This is a genomic window from Janthinobacterium sp. GW821-FHT03A03, assembly GCF_059421435.1.
Genome location: NZ_JBWKUZ010000023.1, coordinates 44366 through 66353, shown reverse-complemented (window position 1 = coordinate 66353; position 21988 = coordinate 44366). Strand labels below are relative to the sequence as shown.

17 protein-coding genes are annotated in these 21988 nt (G+C 62.3%); 3 read left to right on the top strand and 14 right to left on the bottom strand.

What is annotated here, in order from left to right; all coding sequences use genetic code 11:
* Window positions 1–225: 225 nt before the first annotated feature.
* The 10 genes from AC07VI_RS26045 to pstS form a co-directional block, all read right to left on the bottom strand.
* Complete coding sequence (locus AC07VI_RS26045; protein WP_086147013.1) at window positions 226–1140, bottom strand: NAD-dependent epimerase/dehydratase family protein; 915 nt, start codon at window positions 1138–1140, stop codon at window positions 226–228.
* 94 nt (window positions 1141–1234) lie between these two features.
* A complete protein-coding gene (locus tag AC07VI_RS26040; RefSeq protein ID WP_099375553.1) occupies window positions 1235–3175 on the bottom strand; it encodes a UvrD-helicase domain-containing protein in 1941 nt (646 codons plus the stop codon).
* Between the two features lie 35 nt (window positions 3176–3210).
* Window positions 3211–4407 carry a selenoneine synthase SenA gene (gene senA, locus AC07VI_RS26035; protein ID WP_492993408.1) on the bottom strand — a complete coding sequence of 399 codons (1197 nt, stop codon included), beginning with the start codon at window positions 4405–4407 and terminating at the stop codon, window positions 3211–3213.
* Between the two features lie 75 nt (window positions 4408–4482).
* Window positions 4483–5799, bottom strand: coding sequence for a phosphate regulon sensor histidine kinase PhoR (gene phoR / locus AC07VI_RS26030; RefSeq protein ID WP_086146996.1), 1317 nt, complete (start codon window positions 5797–5799; stop codon window positions 4483–4485).
* A gap of 11 nt (window positions 5800–5810) precedes the next feature.
* Window positions 5811–6500 carry a response regulator gene (locus tag AC07VI_RS26025; RefSeq protein WP_076570863.1) on the bottom strand — a complete coding sequence of 230 codons (690 nt, stop codon included), beginning with the start codon at window positions 6498–6500 and terminating at the stop codon, window positions 5811–5813.
* 5 nt (window positions 6501–6505) lie between these two features.
* The gene (gene phoU, locus AC07VI_RS26020; RefSeq protein WP_076570862.1) at window positions 6506–7216 is read right to left on the bottom strand and encodes a phosphate signaling complex protein PhoU; all 711 of its coding nucleotides are present in this window, start codon (window positions 7214–7216) and stop codon (window positions 6506–6508) included.
* Between the two features lie 48 nt (window positions 7217–7264).
* Window positions 7265–8047, bottom strand: coding sequence for a phosphate ABC transporter ATP-binding protein PstB (gene pstB / locus AC07VI_RS26015; RefSeq protein WP_010396817.1), 783 nt, complete (start codon window positions 8045–8047; stop codon window positions 7265–7267).
* Window positions 8048–8085: 38 nt separating this feature from the next.
* Entirely contained in the window at window positions 8086–8979 is an 894-nt protein-coding gene (pstA, locus tag AC07VI_RS26010) for a phosphate ABC transporter permease PstA (RefSeq protein WP_086146995.1), read from the bottom strand.
* Window positions 8976–9947 (bottom strand): phosphate ABC transporter permease subunit PstC, encoded by a 972-nt coding sequence (pstC, locus tag AC07VI_RS26005; RefSeq protein WP_099375594.1) that lies wholly within the window; start codon window positions 9945–9947, stop codon window positions 8976–8978. The genes pstA and pstC overlap by 4 nt, the downstream gene beginning before the upstream one ends.
* A gap of 325 nt (window positions 9948–10272) precedes the next feature.
* Window positions 10273–11322: a phosphate ABC transporter substrate-binding protein PstS gene (pstS, locus tag AC07VI_RS26000; RefSeq protein WP_086146993.1), complete on the bottom strand. Its 1050-nt coding sequence runs from the start codon at window positions 11320–11322 to the stop codon at window positions 10273–10275.
* 271 nt (window positions 11323–11593) lie between these two features.
* Between pstS and ppk1 the strand changes: the two genes are divergently transcribed.
* From ppk1 to AC07VI_RS25985, 3 genes are all read left to right on the top strand, one after another.
* Entirely contained in the window at window positions 11594–13687 is a 2094-nt protein-coding gene (gene ppk1 / locus AC07VI_RS25995; RefSeq protein ID WP_086146992.1) for a polyphosphate kinase 1, read from the top strand.
* Between the two features lie 34 nt (window positions 13688–13721).
* Window positions 13722–14180 (top strand): phosphohistidine phosphatase SixA, encoded by a 459-nt coding sequence (gene sixA / locus AC07VI_RS25990; RefSeq protein ID WP_086146991.1) that lies wholly within the window; start codon window positions 13722–13724, stop codon window positions 14178–14180.
* A 172-nt stretch (window positions 14181–14352) separates the two neighbouring features.
* Window positions 14353–14481 (top strand): hypothetical protein, encoded by a 129-nt coding sequence (locus tag AC07VI_RS25985; protein WP_256267160.1) that lies wholly within the window; start codon window positions 14353–14355, stop codon window positions 14479–14481.
* Between the two features lie 207 nt (window positions 14482–14688).
* Here the strand turns inward: AC07VI_RS25985 and AC07VI_RS25980 are convergent, their stop codons facing one another.
* The 4 genes from AC07VI_RS25980 to AC07VI_RS25965 form a co-directional block, all read right to left on the bottom strand.
* Window positions 14689–15750 carry a polyamine ABC transporter substrate-binding protein gene (locus AC07VI_RS25980; RefSeq protein WP_226936431.1) on the bottom strand — a complete coding sequence of 354 codons (1062 nt, stop codon included), beginning with the start codon at window positions 15748–15750 and terminating at the stop codon, window positions 14689–14691.
* Between the two features lie 372 nt (window positions 15751–16122).
* On the bottom strand, window positions 16123–18729 hold the full coding sequence (gene clpB / locus AC07VI_RS25975; protein ID WP_086146989.1) for an ATP-dependent chaperone ClpB: 2607 nt from the start codon (window positions 18727–18729) through the stop codon (window positions 16123–16125).
* 121 nt (window positions 18730–18850) lie between these two features.
* Entirely contained in the window at window positions 18851–19324 is a 474-nt protein-coding gene (gene moaE, locus AC07VI_RS25970; protein ID WP_086146988.1) for a molybdopterin synthase catalytic subunit MoaE, read from the bottom strand.
* Window positions 19321–21900, bottom strand: coding sequence for a DUF349 domain-containing protein (locus tag AC07VI_RS25965; protein ID WP_492993402.1), 2580 nt, complete (start codon window positions 21898–21900; stop codon window positions 19321–19323). Before AC07VI_RS25965 ends, moaE begins: the two co-directional genes overlap by 4 nt.
* Between the last annotated feature and the right edge of the window lie 88 nt (window positions 21901–21988).

Here is a 21988-nt window from a genome sequence, read left to right as displayed (position 1 = left end):
GGTCATGCAGAGCGCCACTGGCGCATCCCGCCAACAGCCTCTCGCGAGATGTCAATGGGAAAGAAATCTGGTGCCGATCCTTGAGGCGACCGGCTGACCTGCTGGAAGATCGAACATGCCGCCAACTTCACGGCAGTGCGTCTCAACCAAGCAAAGCCATCATACTCCCGATCGGCAAAAAGCACCGTTCGCTAGCACACACAGATGTGGTTTTGCTGAGCTGCATCAAACAGCCGTGGCGTGCGGCGGCTGCTGCATGTCGTTCCTGATCCATTCCAGCACGGACGGCCCCTGCGGCTGCCAGCCCAGCAACTTGCGCGACCGCTCACCGCGCACGCGGCTGTTGGAACCGAGGCCATACGACGCCATTTCATAGCCCCATTCGGCAATCGCCTCGGCCAGCGGCCAGTCCTGCGCGGGAGCCAGGTCCAGTGCAGTGGCGATGGCGGCCGTCATGTCGCGGAAAGCCGCCTCGCCCGATACGACAAAGTAAAACGTGCCGGCCGGCGACTTGTCCAGCGCCAGCAGATACAGGCTGACAACGTCGTCGATATGCACGTTCGACCAGATATTGCGGCCCGGCCCCACGTGGCGCACGATACCGCTCTTGCGCGCCTGTTTCAGCAGGCGCGGCAACTGCACGCTGTCGCGCGGCAAGGCGCCGTGGCCGTAGATCAGCGTGTTGCACAGCACGCTGGCGCGCACGCCCTGGCCTGCACTGGCCAGCACCAAGTCATCGATGGCGACCCGCGCCGCCTTGTCGGCCGTGGGCGCCGGCAGCTTGTCTTCATAATAAATCTGTTCCGTTCCTTCGCCGCCCGAGGCGTCGCCCACGATGGACGAGCCGCTGGTGTGCAGAAACACTTTGTTCGTGCCTGCCAGCGCTTCAATAATGGCTTCCACGGCGCCCCGATGGTCGCTGCTGGCCGCATTGATGACGGCGTCCGCCGCCCTCGCCTGTTCGATGAGCAGCTCGCGGTCGTTCAAGGTGCCGACGATTGCTTGCACGCCGATGGCGGCCAGTTCGGCCACCTGCTCCGGCTTGCGCACGAGACCCGTCACCTGATGGCCGGCGCGCACGAGGCCCGCCGCGATGGAACTGCCGATGAAACCTGCCGCGCCTGTCAAGAATATTCGCATCATTACTCCTTTGTTGGTTCAGATTGCAATCAATCACAGCAACAAAGTATGCGCGCTTTCGTCTTTCGCAAAAAGCGGCCGCGCGGCAAAAGATTTATGACTTGGGCGCAACAATCTTGAGCTGCAGGGCGGCGATGTAGCGGCTCCGCCAGGCGGGGTCTTCGGGCGTCAGCAAGGTGAGCCTGTCGCGCGCGCGCGTGGCGGCCACATAAAAACGGTTTTCCTCTTCCAGCGGGTCGGTCTTGCTGCGCGGGAATTCATCGACGGCCAGGTAAGGCAGGATGACGTGGTTATATTCGAGGCCCTTGATCTGGTCGATGCAGGCGATGACCAGCCTGGCCTTGCCGGTCGAGACCGTCACAGCCTCTTCCATCTCGCCCAGCCAGCCGGCAAAGCCGCCCAGCGCCACACCCGCCTCGCGGCACACGGCGATAAAACCGTGCAGGGAACGGGCCACGACCCGCGCCTGGGCCGGGTCGACATAGATGCGGCGCGCCGTCTGTTCCAGCTGCATCAGGCCAAAGATGTGCTGCAGGGCATCGCCGGCCAAAGCGTCCGGGGGCAGCGCGCGCAGGTAGTCGACGGCGGCCAGGGTCAGCGCCGCCTTGTCCTGGTTCTGCGACTTGGCCAGCTGGTTGGTCAAAAAGCCTTCCAGCAAGTCCGGGTAGTTGGCCACGTCGGCCTTGGCTTGCTGCAACTCCGTGCGCGTAAACGGGATTTCCGCGAAGGCCACGAGGGCTTCGAGGATCTCGCCGCGGCGCGGACCGCTCTTGATCGCATGTAAATCCTTGCGGGCGATGGCGACCATGCCGCGCAGCATCAGTACTTCCTGGCTCAGCAGATAGCTGTTCATGTCCACCAGGCCGTACGCGATACCGCTCTGGAACAGCGCCGTTTCCACGCGGATAGCCTGGTCGCGGTCGCGCAGCAGGATGGCCGTGGTGCCCGCATGCGCATGTTCGAGGGCGGCGATCAGCTGGGCGCTGCAGGCCTGCGGCTGTGCATGGTCGTATTCGAGCAGTTCGATGTGCGTGGCGCGCGACAGGGCCGACACGCTGGCCTTGTTTTTCAGCACGCCCACGGCCTGCGCCAGCTGCGGCCCGTAGCGGTAGGACGCCGTCAGCGGCAGGCGCTGCAGGGCGGGGAATTCCTGCTCGAAGCGCTGGCGCAGGAAGCGGTGGTCGGCGCCCGACCATGTGTAGATCACTTGATCCTTGTCGCCGGCGCCGCAGAAAAAAGCGTTGCCGCGGCGTATCAGCATGGTCAGCAGGCGAAACGACGCTTCGTTCAGGTCGTGCAATTCATCGGCCACGATGATCTGGAAGGCCGGCAACTGCTGGCGCAGCGGCTCGTCGCCGTCGAGCATGCGCACGAGGTCATAGGTGGCGTCGAACGGCGCGCGGAACTGGATGTCGCCCGTGTCGGCGCCGCGCAAGCCTTCATATTCGCGCAGCCACAGATAATGCGTGCGCGACATGCCCAGCATTTCCAGGTTGTCATCAAGCGAGTTGCTCTCGAAGTCGGGGTTTTGAAAATCCAGGCGCGCCTTGGTGCGCAATTGCAGTTTCAGGAATTCGGCGATGGCGCCGTTGGTCGTGTTGATTTCCAGCGGATAGCGGTGGGCGTATTTCTCGGACACCACTTCCAGCGCTTCCCAGGCCACGGGGCGCAGCTCTTCATCGCTGCGCATGACCGCTATTTGCATGTTTTCCAGCTGCAACAGTATTTTGGCGGCCAAGGCGTCGAAGGTGTCGATGGTCAGGCGCTTGACGACGCCGAGCGGCACGCCCACGTCCAGCAGGCGCTGGCGCAGGGCCACGCGCGCCGCTTCCGTGAACACGAGGGCCAGCATGCGTTCGGGCGCGCGGCCCCGGTGCAGGGCTTCGGCCAGGCGCAGGGCCAGGGTGGTCGTCTTGGCGGCGCCGGCATTGGCGTCGATCAGGACGACTTTCTTTTGCGCCGTCTGGATGGCGATCTGCTCCGGCGTCGGCGTGATGCGTTTGGGAATGAACTGCGGGGCGTTATCTGTACTCAAAGGAATTCCTGAAATGGTTGCTGCTTTTCACGCTGTTACCAGGCGCAGGTGCGCAAGCCGGCAAAGATATCACCCCGCTCGGGCGCATGGAAGGCACGCAGGCGCGCTGAACGCAGGCGCGGCGGCGTGGCGAACGACGCCCCGCGCAAGACCTGGTACTGCATGAAATATGGCGCCGAATATTCGCGCCAGGCGGCGGGGGCAAAGCCCGGATACGGCTCGAACGGCGTCGCCGTCCACTCCCACACCTGTCCCCACTGGAACAGCGGATGGCGGGACAGCGCAGCATACTCCCATTCCGCCTCGGTCGCCAGGCGCCGCCCGGCCCAGGCGCAATACGCCTGCGCCTCATACAAGTTAATGTGGCGCACGGCTTCATTCGGCGGCAAGGTGGTGCGCCGGCCGAAGCGCATGGTGCGCCACTGCGTCGCTTCGCGCAGCCAGTAGCGGGGCGACGAGCGCTCCTGCTGCATCAGCCAGGCGCTGCCGGCCGCGCTCCAGAACTGGCGGTTCTGGTAGCCGCCATCGGACACGAAATCGGCAAACCGGGCATTCGACACGGGCACGGCATCGATGGAAAACGGCGCGACATAGCAGGCGTAGGCGGGCGATTCATTGTCGAAGGCGAAACCGTCATCGCGCGGCGAGCCGAGTTCGATGGTGCCGCCAGGAAAGGCAATCTCGCCCGCCCCTGCCGGCAAGGCGAGGCTGGCCGCCAGGGTTTCCGGGCCTTCCAGCCCCAGCCATTGCAAGCCGGCCAGCATTTCCTCGCCGCACAGGTCTTCATGCGCCAGCGCCAGCCGGTACGGCGCCAGGGCGCTGTCGACATTGGCCTCACGCGAGAGTTTATCGAGCACCCGGTCCAGCACTTCGTGGCAATACGTCTTCACGGCGCCCGGGCTGGGCAAGTCCAGCTTCCAGCGCGCGCGCTGCTCGACCATGTTGGCGTCGAACAGATCGTCGCCGCGCGTCAGCAGGGAGTTATACACGGCGTCGGCCGGATGGCTCGACGGGGCTTCGCGCAGGATGAACCACTCGGCAAACCAGGCGATATGCGCGAGTTGCCACAGCGGCGGATTGAGTTGCGGATGGTGGGGCAGGCGCTCGACCACGTCCAGTCCGGCACAGACATAGCAGTCAAACAGGGACAAGGTGGCCTGGCGCGCGGCCACCAGCGACTGGGCCAGTTGCTGCGCGCCGGCATGGCGAAAAGAAGCGTTGATTAAAGTCATGGCCTGATTGTAACGACTTATGCCAACATTGCACCAGCCGCAAGGAAAACCGGGGGCCAGGCGCCCCCTTTCCCTCTATTTGACCAGCAATTCGCCCTGCAGCGGCGTGACGACGGATTTGGGCATGCTGACGATAAAACTGCTGCCCTTGTCGGCCACGGACTGGATGGCCAGCGTGCCGCCATGGCGCAGCAGCACGTGCTTGACGATGGCCAGGCCCAGGCCCGTGCCCTGGGTTTCGCGCGAACGGCTCTTGTCGACGCGGTAGAAACGTTCCGTCAGGCGCGAGATATGCTCCTGGCTGATGCCGATGCCCGTATCCTGCGCGATGAATTGCGGTCCGGCCGGGCCGTCCTGCCAGCGCAGGGTGATGGTGCCGCCGGCCGGCGTGTAGCGCACGGCGTTCGAGGCCAGGTTGCCGAAGGCGCTGTACAGCTCGTCGTAGCTGCCCAGCACGTCGGGACCGTTGCATTCCATCTTGATGTCATGCTTGCCTGCCGACAAGCCCTTGGCGTCGCGCAAGACTTGCTGCATGAGCTTTTTGATGTCCACCGGCTCGGGGCGCAGCGGATAGTCGACCGATTCCAGGCGCGACAGGGTCAGCATGTCCTCGATCAGGTGCTGCATGCGGTGGCCCTGCTCCGTCATCAGCTTGATATGGGCGGCGCGCGTGGCGGCGTCCAGGTCCAGCTCGGTGGAAGCGATTTCCAGGAAGCCGACGATGACCGTCAGCGGCGTGCGCAATTCGTGCGAGGCGTTGGCGATGAAGTCGCGGCGCATCATTTCGATGCGTTCCGTCTCCGTCACGTCGTGCGTAACGAGGATCTGGCGGCGGTTTTCAAACGGGATGATCTGCACGATCAGCTTGCGGTTGCGGAAAGTGATCGTCAGCGGCTGGTCGTAGCGGCCCAGGATGATGTAATCCATGAACTCGGGGCTGCGGATCAGGTTCGTGACGCGCATGCCCTTGTCGCGCTCGTGCGTGAGGCCCAGGTGCTTCTCGGCGGCCGGGTTGCACCATTCGAGGAACAGCACGTCATCCATGATGACGACGCCGTCCGGCAGCAGATGCATGGCCTGGCGGAAACGCGCCAGCCATTCCGTCAGCTCGGCCTGGTTTTTCTCGTCATCGCGGCGCATGCGGTACAGGCGCGCGAAAATGCTGGTCCAGGCGCCCCAGCCGTCGGGCAGCTTGGCGCTTTCCGGGTTGTCCAGCCAGTTACTCAGCTGAAACAGATACGACAGTTGCACGAACACCATCATGGCCATCAGCACGAAGGCGATGCCCAGCGCATAGATGGCGCCAAACAGGTACCACACCACCGCCACGCCCACCAGCGCCAGCACCATGCGCAGTGCGGCTGGCACCCAGAACAGCAATTTCGGATTCATAGAGTGAGGCTTTACTTTTCAGACAACATGTAGCCGACGCTGCGCACGGTCTTGATCAGGCTTTCCGCCTCTTTCAAGGCTTTGCGCAAGCGCAATACGTGGACATCGACCGTGCGTTCCTCGATCACCACATGGTCGCCCCACACCTTGTCGAGCAGCTGGCTGCGCGAAAACACGCGCTCCGGGTGGGCCAGCAGGAATTTCAGCAGCTTGTATTCGGCGTGGCCGATATCGATCTTCTGTTCATCCATCATCACCGTGCAGCTGACGGGGTCCAGCGCCACGTTGCCGGCGCGCATGGGCGCCTGCGCGTGTTCCGGACTCTTGCGTCGCAACAAGGCCTTGGCCCGGGCCAGCAGTTCGCGCGGCGAGAACGGCTTGGTGACGTAGTCGTCGGCGCCGCTGTTCAGGCCGGCCAGCTTGTCCTCTTCCATGCTCTTGGCGGTGAGCATGATGACGGGAATCGATGCGAAATTGCGGTCGGCGCGGATGCGCGACAGCAGGCGCAAGCCCGTTTGATCCGGCAACATCCAGTCCAGCAGGATCAGATGCGGCGTGCGGTGCTGGATGAATTCCCAGGCATCGGCGACGTTTTGTACGGAACAGCAATTCCAGCCCGATTCGCGCAGCGAATAGGTCACCAGTTCAACGATGGCCGGCTCATCTTCAACAATCAATACCGTGGTTTTATCAGATGCCATAAAGCTTACTCAGGGAGCTCCTCGGAAATGGCGGGAGCAGCCACCTTGGTGTGGCGGATGTCCTTGCCTTCAACCACGTAAATCACGTATTCGGCGATGTTTTTTGCATGGTCGCCGATCCGTTCGATGGCCTTGGCCACCCACAGGGTATCGAGCGCCGCCGAAATCGTGCGCGGGTCTTCCATCATAAAGGTGATCAAGTTGCGCATGATAGACCGAAACTCGTGGTCGATGATGGCATCTTGTGCAATTAATTGTAAGGCCAGCTTGCCATCGTTGCGGGCAAACGCGTCGAGCGCGTCATGCAGCATGTCGGTGGCCGTGTTGGCGATGCCGCGCACCATTTCGTAATGGTTGACGACGCCGTTGCCGCGCTTGTGCAGATTCTTCGCCACGCGGGCGATTTTCGTCGCCTCGTCGCCTACGCGCTCAAGGTCGGTAATCACCTTGATGGTGGCCATGATGGTGCGCAAATCGTTGGCGGCCGGCTGGCGGCGCACGATCAGGTGGCTGCAGGCGTCGTCGAGCGACACTTCCAGCTGGTTGACGACGTCGTCTTCGCGCATCACGCGGTCGGCACGCTCGGCATTGCCGATGCGAAAGCACGTCATCGCGTCGAGGAACTGGGTTTCAACGATGCCGCCCATCAGGAGCACTTTCGAGCGGATCGCTTCGAGTTCGTTGTCGTATTGCTTGGATGAATGTTCGCCTAACATGCTGTCTCTCCGTATTCAGTTGTCTTGTATGTTGCCATGCGGGATGGATCAGCCGAAGCGGCCCGTGATGTAATCCTGCGTTTCCTTGCGAGCCGGATTCATGAAGATCTGGTCCGTTTCGCCGAATTCCACCAGTTCGCCCAGGTACATATAGGCAGTGTAATCGGAGCAGCGCGCCGCCTGCTGCATGTTGTGCGTCACGATGGCGATCGTGTAATCCTGCTTCAGTTCGCTGATCAGCTCTTCCACCTTCGACGTCGAGATGGGGTCCAGCGCCGAGGTCGGCTCATCGAGCAGCAGCACGTCCGGCTTCACGGCCACGCCGCGCGCGATGCACAGGCGCTGCTGCTGGCCGCCCGACAGCGACAGGCCGCTCTTGGACAGCTTGTCCTTGACTTCGCCCCACAGCGCGGCCTTTTTCAGGGCCCACTCGACGCGCTCGTCCATCTCGCCTTTCGACAGGTCTTCATACAGGCGCACGCCGAAGGCGATGTTGTCGTAGACGGACATGGGGAACGGCGTCGGCTTCTGGAACACCATGCCGACCTTGGCGCGCAGCATGTTGACGTCCTGGTCGGCGTCGAGCACGTTGCGGCCGCGGTACAGGATGGAACCTTCCGCGCGCTGGCCAGGATACAGGTCATACATGCGGTTCAGGGTGCGCAGCAGGGTTGATTTACCGCAACCGGACGGCCCGATGAAGGCGGTAACCTTCTTCTCGTGGATGTCCAGGTTGACGTTATGCAAGCTTTGCGTTTTGCCGTAAAAAAAGTTCAGGCCCGAAATCTCGATGGTTTTTTTCTTTGGCGCCAGGTCTTGGGCTGGATTCATTTGCGTATTCATATGGGTTCGCTTCGCTCGGTATCTGTTTAATTAGGGACTTTTTGGCTGAACACGGTGCGCGACAGGATATTCAAGGCCAGCACGCTGAAGGTGATCAGCAGTGCGCCGCCCCAGGCCAGCGAGCGCCAGTTGTCGTACGGGCTCATGGCGAACGAGGCGATGACGGACGGCAAGTTGGCCATCGGCGCATTCATGTTAAAACTTTGGAACTGGTTATTCAGGGCCGTGAACAGCAGCGGCGCCGTTTCGCCGGCGATGCGGGCCAGGGCCAGCAGCACGCCCGTGATGACGCCGGCCTTGACGGCGCGCAAGCGCACCAGGGTAGCGACCTTCCAGCGCGGCGCGCCGAGGGCAAACGCGGCCTCCAGCAGGCTGTTCGGCACCAGGCGCAGCATATTGTCCGTCGTGCGCACCACCACCGGCACGGCGATCAGGGACAGGGCGATGGCGCCGGCGTAACCGGAAAAGTGTTTGACGTGGGCCACGTACAGCGCATACACGAACAGGCCGATGACGATCGATGGCGCCGACAGCATGATGTCCGTCACGAAGCGCGTCACTTGCGCCAGCTTGTTTTCTTCGCCGTATTCGGCCAGGTAGATGCCGGCCAGGATGCCGATCGGCGTGCTGACCAGCGTCGCCAGGCCCACCATCAGGGCGCTGCCGACGATGGCATTGATCAGGCCGCCGCCTTCGCTGCCGGGCGCCGGCGTCGTTTGCGTGAACAGGTCGACGGACAGGGCGCCGAAGCCCTTGATCACCAGCGTGAACAAAATCCACACGAGCACGGCCAGGCCCAGGGCCATGGCGGCCACCGACAGGGCGATGCCGACGCGGTGCATCAGCAGGCGCTTGCGGTAGACGGGATTCATGGCCGGCTTGGCCGGGGCTTCGGTGCTGACTTGGCTGAGTTGGCTCATTTCGTGCCTTCCTTGCGGGACATGCCGGCCAGCATCAGCTTGGCGGCGGATAAGACGATAAAGGTGATGACGAACAGGATCAGCGCCAGCGAGAACAGCGACGATACGTGCAGCGACGATTGCGCTTCGCCAAATTCGTTGGCCAGCAGCGAGGTGATGCTGTTACCGGCGGCAAACAGCGACCACGACAGTTTATTCGCGTTGCCGATGACGAAGGTCACGGCCATGGTCTCGCCCAGCGCGCGGCCCAGGCCCAGCATGACGCCGCCGACGACGCCAGTCTTGGTGTATGGCAAGACAATCTTGCGCACCACTTCCCAGCGCGTGCAGCCCAGGCCGTAAGCCGATTCCTTCAGCACGGCGGGAACGATCTCGAACACGTCGCGCATCACGGAAGCGATGAAGGGGATGATCATGATGGCCAGCACCAGGCCGGCCGTCAGCAAGCCGATGCCCATCATGGGGCCGCTGAACAGGGGGCCGATGAAGGGCACGTTGCCCAGCGTGGCTTTCAGGACGGGCTGGACGTGGTCGGCAAACAGGGGCGCGAAGACAAACAGGCCCCAGATGCCGTAGATGATCGATGGCACGCCGGCCAGCAGCTCGACAGCCGTGCCCAGCGGGCGGCGCAGCCAGGCCGGGCAAATTTCCGTGAGGAACAAGGCAATGCCGAAGCTGACGGGAAAGGCGATCAGCAGGGCGATCACCGACGTCACCAGGGTGCCGATGATGGGGATCAGGGCGCCGTACTGGTCATTGACGGGATCCCACTCGGCCGACACGATGAAATGCAGGCCGAAGGTCTTGAAGGCCGGGATCGACTCCATGATCAGCGAAATGATGATACCGACCAGGACGATCAGCACCGACAGGGCGAACAGCATCGTCACCTTGTGGAACAGGAAATCCTGGATGCGCTGCTTGCGCATGGTGGAAAGCATTTGCGCGTGACTGATGGAATCGGTCATGGTGCCGCCTGGCATGGGGATCGTGGAGGAGGTAGATTGTGCGCTCATATTGTGCCAGATGTGGGTGGTACTGCCGGTACTACTGTTTGCAGCTGCTGCTGTTGTTGTTAACTCTTGTTTTATTGTTGCTTCTTAGCCAGGACCGCCTGCAAGGGCTTGCGGGCGGTCCTGGCTAACTCCCTGCCCCGCCGTGCTGCTGGCGGGGCAAGGACATTCTTGCTTGAATAAACCGTAGCGAGCGGCAACTAGTTGTGACTGAGAAGCGGAGCTGTGCTTTAGCACAGTGAGCATCGCTGGCCGCAAATAGCGCCGCGCAGTAGGTTTATTAGTAGATCGACTTGCCGGAAGCATCTTTCAGATTGGCTTTCCACGATTCCTGCACCAGTTTCACGACCGATGCCGGCATCGGCACGTAGTCCAGTTCAACGGCAGCAGGGCCGCCGCTCTTGTAGGCCCAGTCGAAGAATTTCAGGACTTCTTTTGCCTTGGCTGCGTCAGCCTGGACTTTGTGCATCAGGATGAACGACACGCCGGTGATAGGCCAGCTGTTCTTGCCAGCCTGGTCGGTCAGGACCACGCCGAAGCCTGGGGTTTGCGTCCAGGGTGCCGAAGCGGCGGCTGCCTTGAAGTTTTCGTCGTCAGGCTGCAGGAAATTGCCGTCCTTGTTTTGCAGCTGGGTGTGCGACATCTTGTTTTTCTTGGCGTAAGCCCACTCGACGTAGCCGATCGAACCCTTGATACGCTGTACGTTGGCGGCGACGCCTTCGTTACCCTTGCCGCCCACGCCCACGGCCCATTTCACGGCCGAACCGGCGCCGATCTTCGATTTGAATTCCGGGTTGGTTTTCGACAGGAAGTCGGTGAACAGGAACGATGTGCCCGAACCGTCGGCGCGGTGCACCACGGTGATTTCCGTGTCCGGCAGCTTGACGCCGCTGTTCAGGGCGGCGATCTCAGGCGCGCTCCATTTGGTGATCTTGCCCAGGTAGATGTCGCCAACGACCTTGCCCGTCATTTTCAGCTGGCCCGGGGTCACGCCGTCCAGGTTGACGATGGTGACGACGCCGCCCATGATGGCCGGGAACTGCATCAGGCCAGCTTCTTCCAGCTCTTCCGCCTTCAAAGGCATGTCCGAAGCGCCGAATTCAACAGTCTTGGCCTTGATTTGCTTGATGCCGGCGCCGGAACCGACGGACTGGTAGTTCAGGCCGTTGCCCGTGTTGGCTTTGTACGTCTCAGCCCATTTGGCGTAGATCGGGTACGGGAAGGTTGCACCAGCACCTGTCATATCTGCCGCCATGACGGAAGCGGAAGAAAATGCCATCGCTGCCGAAGCACCCACGACGATAAATTTGAACATTTGCTTCATTTGCATATCAAGTCCTCAGGGTTGTTAGGGCTCAAAGTCCCGGTTGAATGCTGCGCAGTCTAGCAAGCGAATATGACAGCTTTATGACATGCTGAAAAAATCCTGAAATATTTGCCTACGCCCGGGAAACAGCTCTTTTCGACGGGAAAAATGACATCCGGAACAGTGTTATATGACAGCCGATGTCACGCTTACGTCATATTTCATGATTACACTCACAGCGCGTCATACAATGAGAAATACGGCTAGAATTAACTATCTGCAAAGACAAAAGAATATGAAACCTGAACTGCACACGGAAGTGACCAAATCGGGCATCCTGCTTGACCGCGAGCTGTCGCAACTGACTTTCAACCGGCGCGTGATGGCGCAGGCGGAAGACCCAGGCATTCCCCTGCTCGAGCGCCTGCGCTACCTGTGCATCGTCAGCAGCAATATGGATGAGTTCTTCGAGGTGCGCGTGGCCAGCCTGCTGGCGGCCGGCAGCATCGGCGGTTCGCTGGCCGGCCACCCTGCCCTGGCGGCCAACCTGGAACGCATCGGCAAGGAATGCCATGCGCTGGTCGAACGCCAGTATGAGATATTAAACAGCGAAGTCTTGCCGGCCCTGCGTGAAGCGGGCGTGCATTTGCTGCGCGACAGCGACCGCAACGAGGCGCAACGCGCCTGGGTCAAGCAGTATTTCGACCGCGAAGTGCGCCCCCTGCTGACCCCGATCGGCCTGGACCCGGCCCACCCGTTCCCGCAAGTGGTGAATAAAAGCCTAAATTTCATCGTTTCGCTGAGCGGCAAGGATGCCTTCGGGCGCGGCACGGCCATCGCCATCGTCAAGGCGCCCCGCGTCTTGCCGCGTGTCATCAAGTTGCCAGACGACATATCCGGTGACGGCGTGTCCTTTTGTTTGTTGTCTTCCGTCATCCATGCGCACATCTCGGACCTGTTCGCCGGGCGCGAAGTCATTGCGTATTCGCAATTCCGCGTCACGCGCGACAGCGACCTGTGGGTGGACGAGGATGAAGTCAAGAATCTGCGCCAGGCCCTGAAGGGCGAACTCGTGGGCCGCCAGTTCGGCACCTCGGTGCGCCTGGAAGTGGCGCGCAATTGTCCACCTGAATTGTCACAGTTCCTGCTCGACCAGTTTAATCTGGATCAAAGCCGCCTCTACCGCGTCAACGGCCCCGTGAACCTGGTGCGCCTGTCGGAAATGATCGACCACGTCAAGCAGCCCGAACTGCGCTTCCCGCCCTTCTTCCCCGGCCTGGCCCATAAAGCCATCGGCAACGACATCTTTGCCGCCCTGAACAAGCACGACATCCTGCTGCACCATCCCTATCAGTCGTTCCAGACGGTCATCGACTTCATCCGCAGCGCCGCCTACGACCCGTCCGTCGTGGCCATCAAGCAGACGATCTACCGCACCGGCATGAATTCGGACCTGATGGAGTCGCTCATCACGGCGGCGAAGATGGGCAAGGAAGTGACGGTCATCGTGGAATTGATGGCGCGTTTCGACGAAGAAGCCAATATCAACTGGGCCGACAAGCTGGAACAGGCTGGCGCGCAAGTCGTGTACGGCGTGGTGGGCCTGAAAACCCACGCGAAGGTGGCGCTCGTCATCCGCCGCGAAGAAGGCGCGCTGCGCTTCTACGCCCACTTGGGCACCGGCAACTATCACCCCACGACCACCAAGCTGTACACGGATTTTGGCTTGCTGACGGCCAACCAGGACCTGGCCGTGGAAGTGAACGAAGTGTTCATCCACCTGACCAGCCTGACCAAGCCGCACAATCTGAACCATCTATGGCTGGCGCCGTTCGGCCTGCAAAGCGAGATCATCAAGGCCATCCGCAACGAGGCGAAGATCGCCCGTTCGGGCCGGCGCGGGCGCATCATCGTGAAAGTCAACGCGCTGGTCGATGAATCCGTGATCCGCGCCCTGTATGCGGCCTCGACCGACGGCGTGAAGATCGACCTGATCGTGCGCGGCGCCTGCACCCTGAAGCCGGGCGTGCCGGGCCTGTCGGAAAACATCAAGGTGCGCTCCGTGATCGGCCGCTTCCTCGAGCACAGCCGCATTTATTATTTCCGCAACGACCTGGCGCACGATGTCTACCTGGCCAGCGCCGACTGGATGAGCCGCAACCTGTTCCGCAGGGTGGAGGTGGCCTTCCCCGTGCTGGACCGGGCGCTGAAGCGGCGCGTGATCGCCGAGGGCCTCAATCCGTATTTGAAGGATAATACAAATGCATGGGAACTGGAGCCGACGGGCCACTACGCGCGCCGCAAGCCGCGCGGCAAGCAAAGTCCGTTCAGCGCCCAGCAATACCTGATGCACACACTGGGCACGCCGGGCGCGGAGGTCGGCGAATAGACAGCTTTCGACTTTCAACACAGAGGAGTACAACATGGACCTCATCTTGTGGCGACACGCAGAAGCCGAGCCGGGCATCCCCGACCTGGAACGCGCACTGACAGTCAAAGGGCAGAAACAGGCACGCCGCATGGGTGAGTGGCTGGCTTCGCAATTGCCGGAAAATTGCCGCATCCTCGTCAGCCCCGCCCTGCGCACCTTGCAGACGGCCGAGGCGCTGGGGCGCAAGTTCAAGCTGATGCCCGAACTGGCGCCCGGCGCCGAGGCGGAAGACATCCTGAAGGCGGCCAACTGGCCCGGCGGCAAGGAAAGCGTGCTCATCGTCGGCCACCAGCCCACGCTGGGCCAGGCCGCCGCCCTGCTGCTGACGGGCGACGAACAGGAATGGGAAATGCGCAAGGCCAGCGCGTGGTGGTTCTCCCAGCGCGAGCCAGGCGACCCCGTCAGCGTCTATCTGAAGGCCGTGATGGCGCATGATCTGGTGGTGAAATAAGGAAAATGCGCAAACAGTGCGCTGGGACAAATACTGGTAGGAATTACAACTCGGCAGCCTTGTAAAGCGCTGCCGATCTGCTAGAGTTTAATTGCATCAACTACGTGCCCGAGCACCGCTCCGGCACATTGAGCAACCCAGCGGACGGCCGTCCAACGGCGGCTGAAAGACCATGTTAATCACCTTCCTCGTTTTTCTCTTCATCGCCATCTTCGCCGCCATCATCGGCTTCGTCGCCTTTGAACTGGTCGAAGAAATGCGCGGCAGCCACCATAAGCTGATGGACCGCTACCACGAGTAGCGCTCACTTCGGCACTATCGCATGGCGCCAGCGACGGCCTACCGGCCCGTCCCTCGCGCCATCCTTGTATCTCCCGACAAAACTTACTGCGCGTCGCGATTTGCAATCTGCGATGCTCACTGCCTCGGCGGCCCCGTGCAGAGCACAGTTCCGCTTCTCGATCACGACTCCCTGCCGCTCGCTACCGTTTTGTAGGGAGCTAGTATCTCAAACTCCCGTCTTGAACTTCGTATAGATGCGCGTCATCAGGCGGCGGATGTCGGCCGTGGTCGCTTCCGGCGCGGCCATGCGCTGCTTGTCGGCGTCCGACAGGAAGATGGCCTTGTTCTCGCCGATATCCTTGCGCACGTACTTGATGCTGGCCGGGTTCGGGTTCGCGTAGAACACCTTGTTGCTCAGGCTGGCATGTACTTGCGGGCGCAGGATGTAGTTGATGAACAGGTGCGCATTGTTCGGATGGGGCGCGTCGGCGGGGATGGCCATGGTGTCGAACATCAGGGCGGCCGTCTTCGGCACCAGCACCTGGATCACATTGCCGTTTTTCGCATCGATGGCGCGCTGGCGCGCGATATTGATGTCGCCCGACCAGCCCAGCGCGACGCAGACGGAACCGTTGGCCATGTCGTTGATGTAGCCGGACGAGCTGAACAAGGTCACGTAGGGACGGATCGCTTGCAGCACCTTGCCCGCTTCCTGGTAGTCGGCGGCCGCTTTCGAGTACGCAGGCTTGCCCAGGTATTGCAGGGCGGCCGGCAGCACTTCGGACGGCGAGTCGAGGAAGGACACGCCGCACGATTTCAGCTTGGCCGCGTACTTCGGGTCGAATACCAGGTCCCAGGCGTTGTCGGGCATGGCCATGCCGCCCAGCGCCGCCTTGACCTTGTTGACGTTGATGCCGACCGTCGTGTAGCCCCACAGCCAGTCGACCAGGTAATCGTTGTTCGGGTCGATCTTCGACAGCTTGGCCTGCAGGTGGGGGTCGAGGTTGCCCAGGTTCGTCAGCTTGCTCTTGTCGAGCTTGCGCAGCAGGCCCGCGTCGATCTGCAGGCGCGCCCACTGGGCCGTCGGCACGACGATGTCGTAGCCGGACTTGCCCGCCACCAATTTCGCATTGAGGATTTCGTTGTTATCGAAAACATCATAGCGTACCTTGATGCCCGTTTCCTTCTCAAAATTCTTGATCGTATCGTCGCCGATATAGTCCGACCAGTTGTAGATGTTCAGGACCTTCTCTTCCTGAGCCTGGGCTTGAGCAGACAATGCCAGCATAGCCGCCGCCAAGGTCAGTCCCAGTCCAATGCGCCGTCCTGCTTGCCATGTGTTTGCCATCGTACCGCCTCCGAAAATTAGTCAGAAAATAGTGACGATGATAGCAAGAAGGGCGGCATCAGGTCTAGCCTGATACCGCCCTGCCTGAGGACGTCTAACAAAACCTACTGCGCGTCGCGCGTTGCGGCCTGCGATGCTCACCGTACTAAAGTACGGTTGCGCTTCTCAGCCACAAATCACTGCCGCTCGCTACGGGTTTGTTAGACGTCGCTCTTCCTCACTGCAAATGCCGTGAAATTGGGGTCAGACCCGACGCGGGAAGCTGCCCCGATGGGGGGAGCTTCCAATCCCGCAGGAACTGACCAGCCAACATTACACCTTGTCCAGCGCCACCTGCGCCCCCGTAAACACGAGGTTGCCGTTCTGGGCGTCGATGCGGATCTCGTCTTTCGGGCCGAAGCGGCCTTCGAGGATCAGCTTCGACAGCGGATTTTCGATCTGCTGCTGGATCGCCCGTTTCAAAGGACGCGCGCCATACACCGGGTCGTAGCCCGCTTCGGCGATTTGCTGCAGTGCAGCGTCCGTCAGGCTCAGCTGCATGTCCATGCGCTCCAGGCGTTCTTCGAGAATTTTGAGCTGGATCTTCGCGATCGCGCCGATGTTTTTCTCGTCGAGGCCGTGGAACACGACGATTTCGTCGATACGGTTGACGAACTCGGGGCGGAAGTGCGCGCGCACCTCGGCCATCACGGCCAGCTTCACGACACCGGGATCATCGCTTTCCATCGCCTGGATCTTGTGCGAACCGAGGTTCGAGGTCATGATGATGACGGTATTCTTGAAGTCCACCGTGCGGCCCTGGCCGTCCGTCATGCGTCCGTCGTCGAGCACCTGCAGCAGCACGTTGAAGACGTCGGCATGCGCCTTTTCCACTTCGTCGAGCAAAATCACGCTGTACGGCTTGCGGCGCACGGCTTCCGTCAGGTAGCCGCCCTCGTCGTAGCCCACATAGCCGGGCGGCGCGCCGATCAGGCGGGCCACGGAATGCTTCTCCATGAACTCGCTCATGTCGATGCGGATCATCGATTCTTCCGTATCGAACAGGAAGGTCGCCAGCGCCTTGCTCAGCTCGGTTTTACCGACGCCCGTCGGTCCCAGGAACATGAAGGAACCATACGGCCGGTTCGGGTCGGCGAGGCCGGCGCGCGAGCGGCGGATGGCGTCGGCCACGGCCGTGATCGCTTCATCCTGGCCCACGACGCGCTCATGCAGCTTCTCTTCGATGTGCAGCAGCTTGTCGCGCTCGCCCTGCATCATGCGCGACACGGGAATGCCCGTCGCGCGCGACACCACTTCGGCGATTTCCTCGGCGCCCACTTCCGTGCGCAGCAGCTTCGGCTGGTCAGGATCGAGCTTCGGCATGCCGCTGTCGGCTTGCCTGAGCTGGGCTTCCAGCTGCGGCAGCTTGCCGTATTGCAATTCCGACACTTTCTGCCAGTTGCTTTCGCGCGTGGCCTGCTCCATCTGCAGCTTGACTTGCTCGATCTCTTCCTTGATGTGCGTGCTGCCCTGCACCACGGCTTTTTCCGCCTTCAGGATTTCCTCGAAGTCATTGTATTCACGCTGCAGCTTGACGATCTCTTCCTCGATCAGGGCGAGCCGGCGCAACGATGCTTCGTCTTTTTCCTTCTTGACGGCTTCGCGCTCGATCTTGAGCTGGATCAATCGACGTTCCAGCTTGTCCATCACTTCCGGCTTGGAATCGATCTCGATCTTGATCTTCGCCGCCGCTTCATCGATCAGGTCGATGGCCTTGTCCGGCAGGAAGCGGTCCGTGATGTAGCGGTGCGACAATTCCGCCGCGGCAATGATGGCCGCATCCGTGATTTCCACCTTGTGATGCAGCGCGTATTTATCCTGCAAGCCGCGCAGGATGGCGATGGTCGCTTCCACGGTAGGCTCGTCGACGAGCACTTTCTGGAAGCGGCGTTCCAGCGCCGCATCCTTCTCGATGTACTTGCGGTACTCGTCGAGCGTGGTTGCGCCCACGCAATGCAGCTCGCCGCGCGCCAGCGCCGGTTTGAGCATATTGCCGGCATCCATCGCGCCTTCGGCCTTGCCCGCGCCCACCATGGTGTGCATTTCATCGATGAAGACGATGGTTTGCCCTTCATCCATGGCCAGTTCCTTCAGCACGGATTTCAGGCGCTCCTCGAATTCGCCGCGGAATTTCGCGCCGGCCAGCAAGGCGGCCATGTCCAGCGAGAGTACGCGCTTGCCTTTCAGCGATTCGGGCACTTCGCCGTTGACGATGCGCTGCGCCAGGCCTTCGACGATGGCCGTCTTGCCCACGCCCGGTTCGCCGATCAGCACGGGATTGTTCTTGCTGCGGCGCTGCAGGATCTGGATGGTGCGGCGGATTTCATCGTCGCGGCCGATCACGGGGTCGAGCTTGCCCTTGCGCGCCCGCTCCGTCAGGTCCAAGGTGTATTTTTTCAGGGCTTCGCGCTGGCCTTCGGCCTCTTGCGAGTCGACCTTGTTGCCGCCGCGCACGGCGTCGATGGCCGCTTCCAGGGCCTTGCGGGTCAGGCCGTTTTCGCGCGCCAGCTTGCCGCAGTCGGACTTGTCGTCCGTCATGGCCAGCAAGACCATTTCGCTGGACACGAACTGGTCGCCCGCCTTTTGCGATTCCTTGTCGGCCAGGTTCAGCAGGGCCACGAATTCGCGGCTCACCTGCACGTCGCCGCCCGTGCCTGACACTTTCGGCAAGCGTTCGATCGAGGCGCCCAGGGCCTTGGACAGGCCGCCCACGTTGACGCCGGCCCGCTGTAACAGCGAGCGGGCGCCGCCGTCGTCCTGGTTCAACAGGGCCGTCAGCAGGTGGACTGGTTCGATATAGGGATTGTCGTTGCCCACGGCCAAGCTTTGCGCATCGGCCAGGGCTTCCTGTAACTTGGTGGTCAGTTTATCTTGTCGCATGAAAAGCGCTCCCGGTTAATTAGTTGTCAACCAAATTGGGGTGAGGCAGTACTTTTCAAGCATACACAAAGCAGAAAACCGCTGCATTTTGGCAAATGCTGGCGTGCGCGGCAGATACAACTCAAACGGGGCTGGCTTTTACGGCCCATTTGTCCAGGGCCGTCTCGTCGCTGTCGCGCGCATCGACCCAGCGCGCCCCTTCGGGCGTGTCTTCCTTCTTCCAGAACGGCGCTTCCGTCTTCAGGTAATCGATGATGAATTCGCAGGCGGCAAAGGCCTCGCCCCGATGGGCCGACGAGACGGCCACCAGCACGATCTGCTCCTGCGGCAGCAAGGGCCCCACGCGGTGGATCACCAGCGCGCCGGACAGGGGCCAGCGACCGCGCGCCTGCTCCACGATGGCTACAATGGACTTTTCCGTCATGCCCGGATAGTGCTCGAGCTCCATGGCAGCCACGTCCAGCCCCTCGTTCATGTCGCGCACCGTGCCGACGAAGCCGACGACGGCGCCCACCTTGGGGTTTCCTGCACGCAATTGTGCGATTTCTTGACTGAGGTCAAAATCAGCTTGCTGGACGCGGACGGTAGTGCTCATTTGGCGTTGCCTCCTATGCGGCGCAGCAGGGTTTCGATGCGGCTGGCCGTGCGCGCATCGGTCAGCGCGGCAATCGCGCACAGCTGCATCAGCTGCGACACTTGCGTGAGCGGCTTCTGGCCCGATTTCAGCGACGATTGCAGTACTTCCACCTGCATCTTCAGGCGGTCGCGGGCAAATTCGGCGCCGCTGTCGACGCCGGCGACGATTTCCAGGCGCAACACCTCAGCGAGCAAGCGCTCCTGGTTGGCCTGCAATTGCTGCACGTAGGCGGCGCTGCCCTCGCCCAGCGCCGCCTGGGCCGCGGCAAAGCGCTGCTGCAGGCTGCGTTCGTACTGGGCGTCGAGCGGCGGCAAGGCGCTCCAGCGCTCGGACCACGCTTGCGCGTCGGCGCCGGCGTCGCCATCGGCCAGTGCCGCTTCCAGCGCCTGCGCCAGGCGCAGCTTGTCGCGCAAGGCGTTGGCCTGGGCCGCGCCCGCGCGCTCGGCGATGGCGTCCGCCTGCGCTTGCACGCCGGCAACAGCTGCCTGGTAGCGCTGCTCGATCTTCGCTTCGCTGGCGCGCGGCACGGGGCCGGTGGCGTTCCAGGCGGCGCGCGTGTCGCGCAGCAAGTGATGGATGTAGGCGCTGCGGGCCTTGTCGTCGCCGTCCGGAACGACAGCCGTTTCCAGCGCGGCGCACAGGGCTTCGCGCGCATGCAGGTGTTCGCGGCGCTCGTGGTCGGCCGCGTGGGCCGTTTCCTTGCGCCTGGCGAAGATGTCGTCGCAGGCGGCGCGGAAACGCTGCCACAGCGCCTGTTCCGCGCGGCGTTCCAACGGCAGGGCCTTGGCCAGCTCCTGCCACTTGTCCTGCAAGGCTTTGAGCATGTCGACCGTGTTGCGCTCCGATGGCTTGAGCAGACCCACTTCGACGATCAATTGTTCGCGGCGCGCCGTCTCGATCTGGCGCTGCGTTTCCAGCGGTTTTGACAGGGCGTCCAGCGCGGCGCCGAACTCCGCATCGAGGCGTTTCTTTTCCTTGCGGTCGATGGTGCCCAGGCGCGTCCACGCCTGGCGCAAGCGCTGCGCGCTTGACGCGACATGTTTCCAGTCGGTACTCTCTTCGGCCGCCAGGGCCACCGTTTCCGCGATCAGTTCCTGGGCCTTGGCCGCATTGCCGTGGCGCTCTTCCGCCAATTGTTTGAAATGCAAGGCCGCCGGCGCGTACGCCACGCTGCAGGCCGCGTCGAAACGCTCCCACAGGGATTTCGGTGCGGGGCCGGACAAGGTGTCGAGCGACTTCCAGCGCTCGCGCAGGCTGCCCACTTTCTTGGCCAGCTCGGCCATGGGAAGCTGCTGCGCCGGCAATTCCTCGCCCGCCTTGACCAGTTCTTCGCGCGACACGTTGCCGCCCCAGCGCGCCCAGTCGGCCAGTTGCTTGAATTGCGCGCGCACATGCGCCAGGCGGTCGGACTGGGCCGGCGTCAAGCGGCCATGTTTGCTGTCGCGCAAAGTCTTGTCATGCTCGGAAGCCAGGTGCAGCAAGCCGTCCTGCAGGGCCGCTTCCATGGCGTCGAGGGTCTTGAAGAATTGTTCGTGCGCTTCTTTCGACAGCGGCGCCTGCTCCTGGCGCGTCTTGCGCGGCGCCGCTTCGGCATGCACCGGCGTGTCCGCGGCCGCGGCCGCGACGACGGGCGCCGGCGCGCTGGCCAGCACGGCCGCAAATTGCAGCTGCAGGCTGTCCGACAGCGGCGATTCGGGCAGGCGCGGCAAGGCTTGCCATGCGCGTTTCAGCACATCGGCGTCCAGCGTGGCGGCGTCCTGCGCCTGCCATTCCGCCAGCGCGGCCTGGCGCGCATCGAACACGGCCTGGTGCTGCTGCAGCGCCTGCAAGGCGGACTGCGCCTGTTCACGCGCTTGCGTAAAGTCAAGTTCCAGGTGTTTCGGCAGCGAGCCGCGCTCGGGCGATTGCGCATGCTGCGCATGTTCCGCGTCCAGGCGGGCCAGCGACAGCGCCAGCTCTTCGGCGGACTGGCCATTGCTGGCCAGCGCGCGCGCGGCGGCGACGGCGTCGATCACGGCGCGCTGCAGCACCACTTGCGCTTCCAGGCGGGCGGCCAGCGCGGCGCGCGCGGCGGCAAAGGCAGTGGCCAGCTCGGGCGTGGCCTTGATGACCTGCCATTGACGGTCCAGTTCGGCTACCTGGTTGGGACTGAGCTTGTCATCGTTCAACAGGCGCTGCGCCGTGGCGATGCTGGCCTGGGCCCGCTGTGTCTCGGCCGCCTGGTGGCGGATCAGGTCCATACGGCCCTGCATCAGCTTGGCGACGCGGCGGTCCGTATTGCGCATGGCGTGGTGGACTTTTTCCAGCAGGGGCAAGGTATGGACGTGTTCAGCGGCGATCAGGCGGGCATCGGCAAATTCGCTGGCAATAATGAATTCAAAGGCGGCGGCTTCGTCGCCCGCCACGGCATGGGCACGCGCCACCTGTTCGGCGCGGCGCGATGCGCTCTGCGCCGAGGCGGCGGCCTGTTCTGCCACGACAGGGTCTGGTGCGGAAGGCTTGCTGGCAGAACGCTTGAAAAGAAATTCGAACATGACGGGTTTCGCGTGGATCAAAACCACCATCATAACAAAGCCCGGGGTATTGCATCGGACGGGTCTGTGCAAGTTACCAAATGACTAA

What these genes read in the sequence shown, in the direction of transcription:
- AC07VI_RS25985 (WP_256267160.1), top strand. Translation starts at nt 14,353, where the DNA reads ATGTTAATCACCTTCCTCGTTTTTCTCTTCATCGCCATCTTCGCCGCC.
- phoU (WP_076570862.1), bottom strand. Translation starts at nt 7,216, where the DNA reads ATGTTAGGCGAACATTCATCCAAGCAATACGACAACGAACTCGAAGCG.
- AC07VI_RS26045 (WP_086147013.1), bottom strand. Translation starts at nt 1,140, where the DNA reads ATGCGAATATTCTTGACAGGCGCGGCAGGTTTCATCGGCAGTTCCATC.
- pstS (WP_086146993.1), bottom strand. Translation starts at nt 11,322, where the DNA reads ATGCAAATGAAGCAAATGTTCAAATTTATCGTCGTGGGTGCTTCGGCA.
- pstC (WP_099375594.1), bottom strand. Translation starts at nt 9,947, where the DNA reads ATGACCGATTCCATCAGTCACGCGCAAATGCTTTCCACCATGCGCAAG.
- senA (WP_492993408.1), bottom strand. Translation starts at nt 4,407, where the DNA reads ATGACTTTAATCAACGCTTCTTTTCGCCATGCCGGCGCGCAGCAACTG.
- AC07VI_RS26025 (WP_076570863.1), bottom strand. Translation starts at nt 6,500, where the DNA reads ATGGCATCTGATAAAACCACGGTATTGATTGTTGAAGATGAGCCGGCC.
- AC07VI_RS25965 (WP_492993402.1), bottom strand. Translation starts at nt 21,900, where the DNA reads ATGTTCGAATTTCTTTTCAAGCGTTCTGCCAGCAAGCCTTCCGCACCA.
- phoR (WP_086146996.1), bottom strand. Translation starts at nt 5,799, where the DNA reads ATGAATCCGAAATTGCTGTTCTGGGTGCCAGCCGCACTGCGCATGGTG.
- AC07VI_RS25980 (WP_226936431.1), bottom strand. Translation starts at nt 15,750, where the DNA reads ATGCTGGCATTGTCTGCTCAAGCCCAGGCTCAGGAAGAGAAGGTCCTG.
- pstB (WP_010396817.1), bottom strand. Translation starts at nt 8,047, where the DNA reads ATGAATCCAGCCCAAGACCTGGCGCCAAAGAAAAAAACCATCGAGATT.
- moaE (WP_086146988.1), bottom strand. Translation starts at nt 19,324, where the DNA reads ATGAGCACTACCGTCCGCGTCCAGCAAGCTGATTTTGACCTCAGTCAA.
- sixA (WP_086146991.1), top strand. Translation starts at nt 13,722, where the DNA reads ATGGACCTCATCTTGTGGCGACACGCAGAAGCCGAGCCGGGCATCCCC.
- pstA (WP_086146995.1), bottom strand. Translation starts at nt 8,979, where the DNA reads ATGAGCCAACTCAGCCAAGTCAGCACCGAAGCCCCGGCCAAGCCGGCC.
- clpB (WP_086146989.1), bottom strand. Translation starts at nt 18,729, where the DNA reads ATGCGACAAGATAAACTGACCACCAAGTTACAGGAAGCCCTGGCCGAT.
- ppk1 (WP_086146992.1), top strand. Translation starts at nt 11,594, where the DNA reads ATGAAACCTGAACTGCACACGGAAGTGACCAAATCGGGCATCCTGCTT.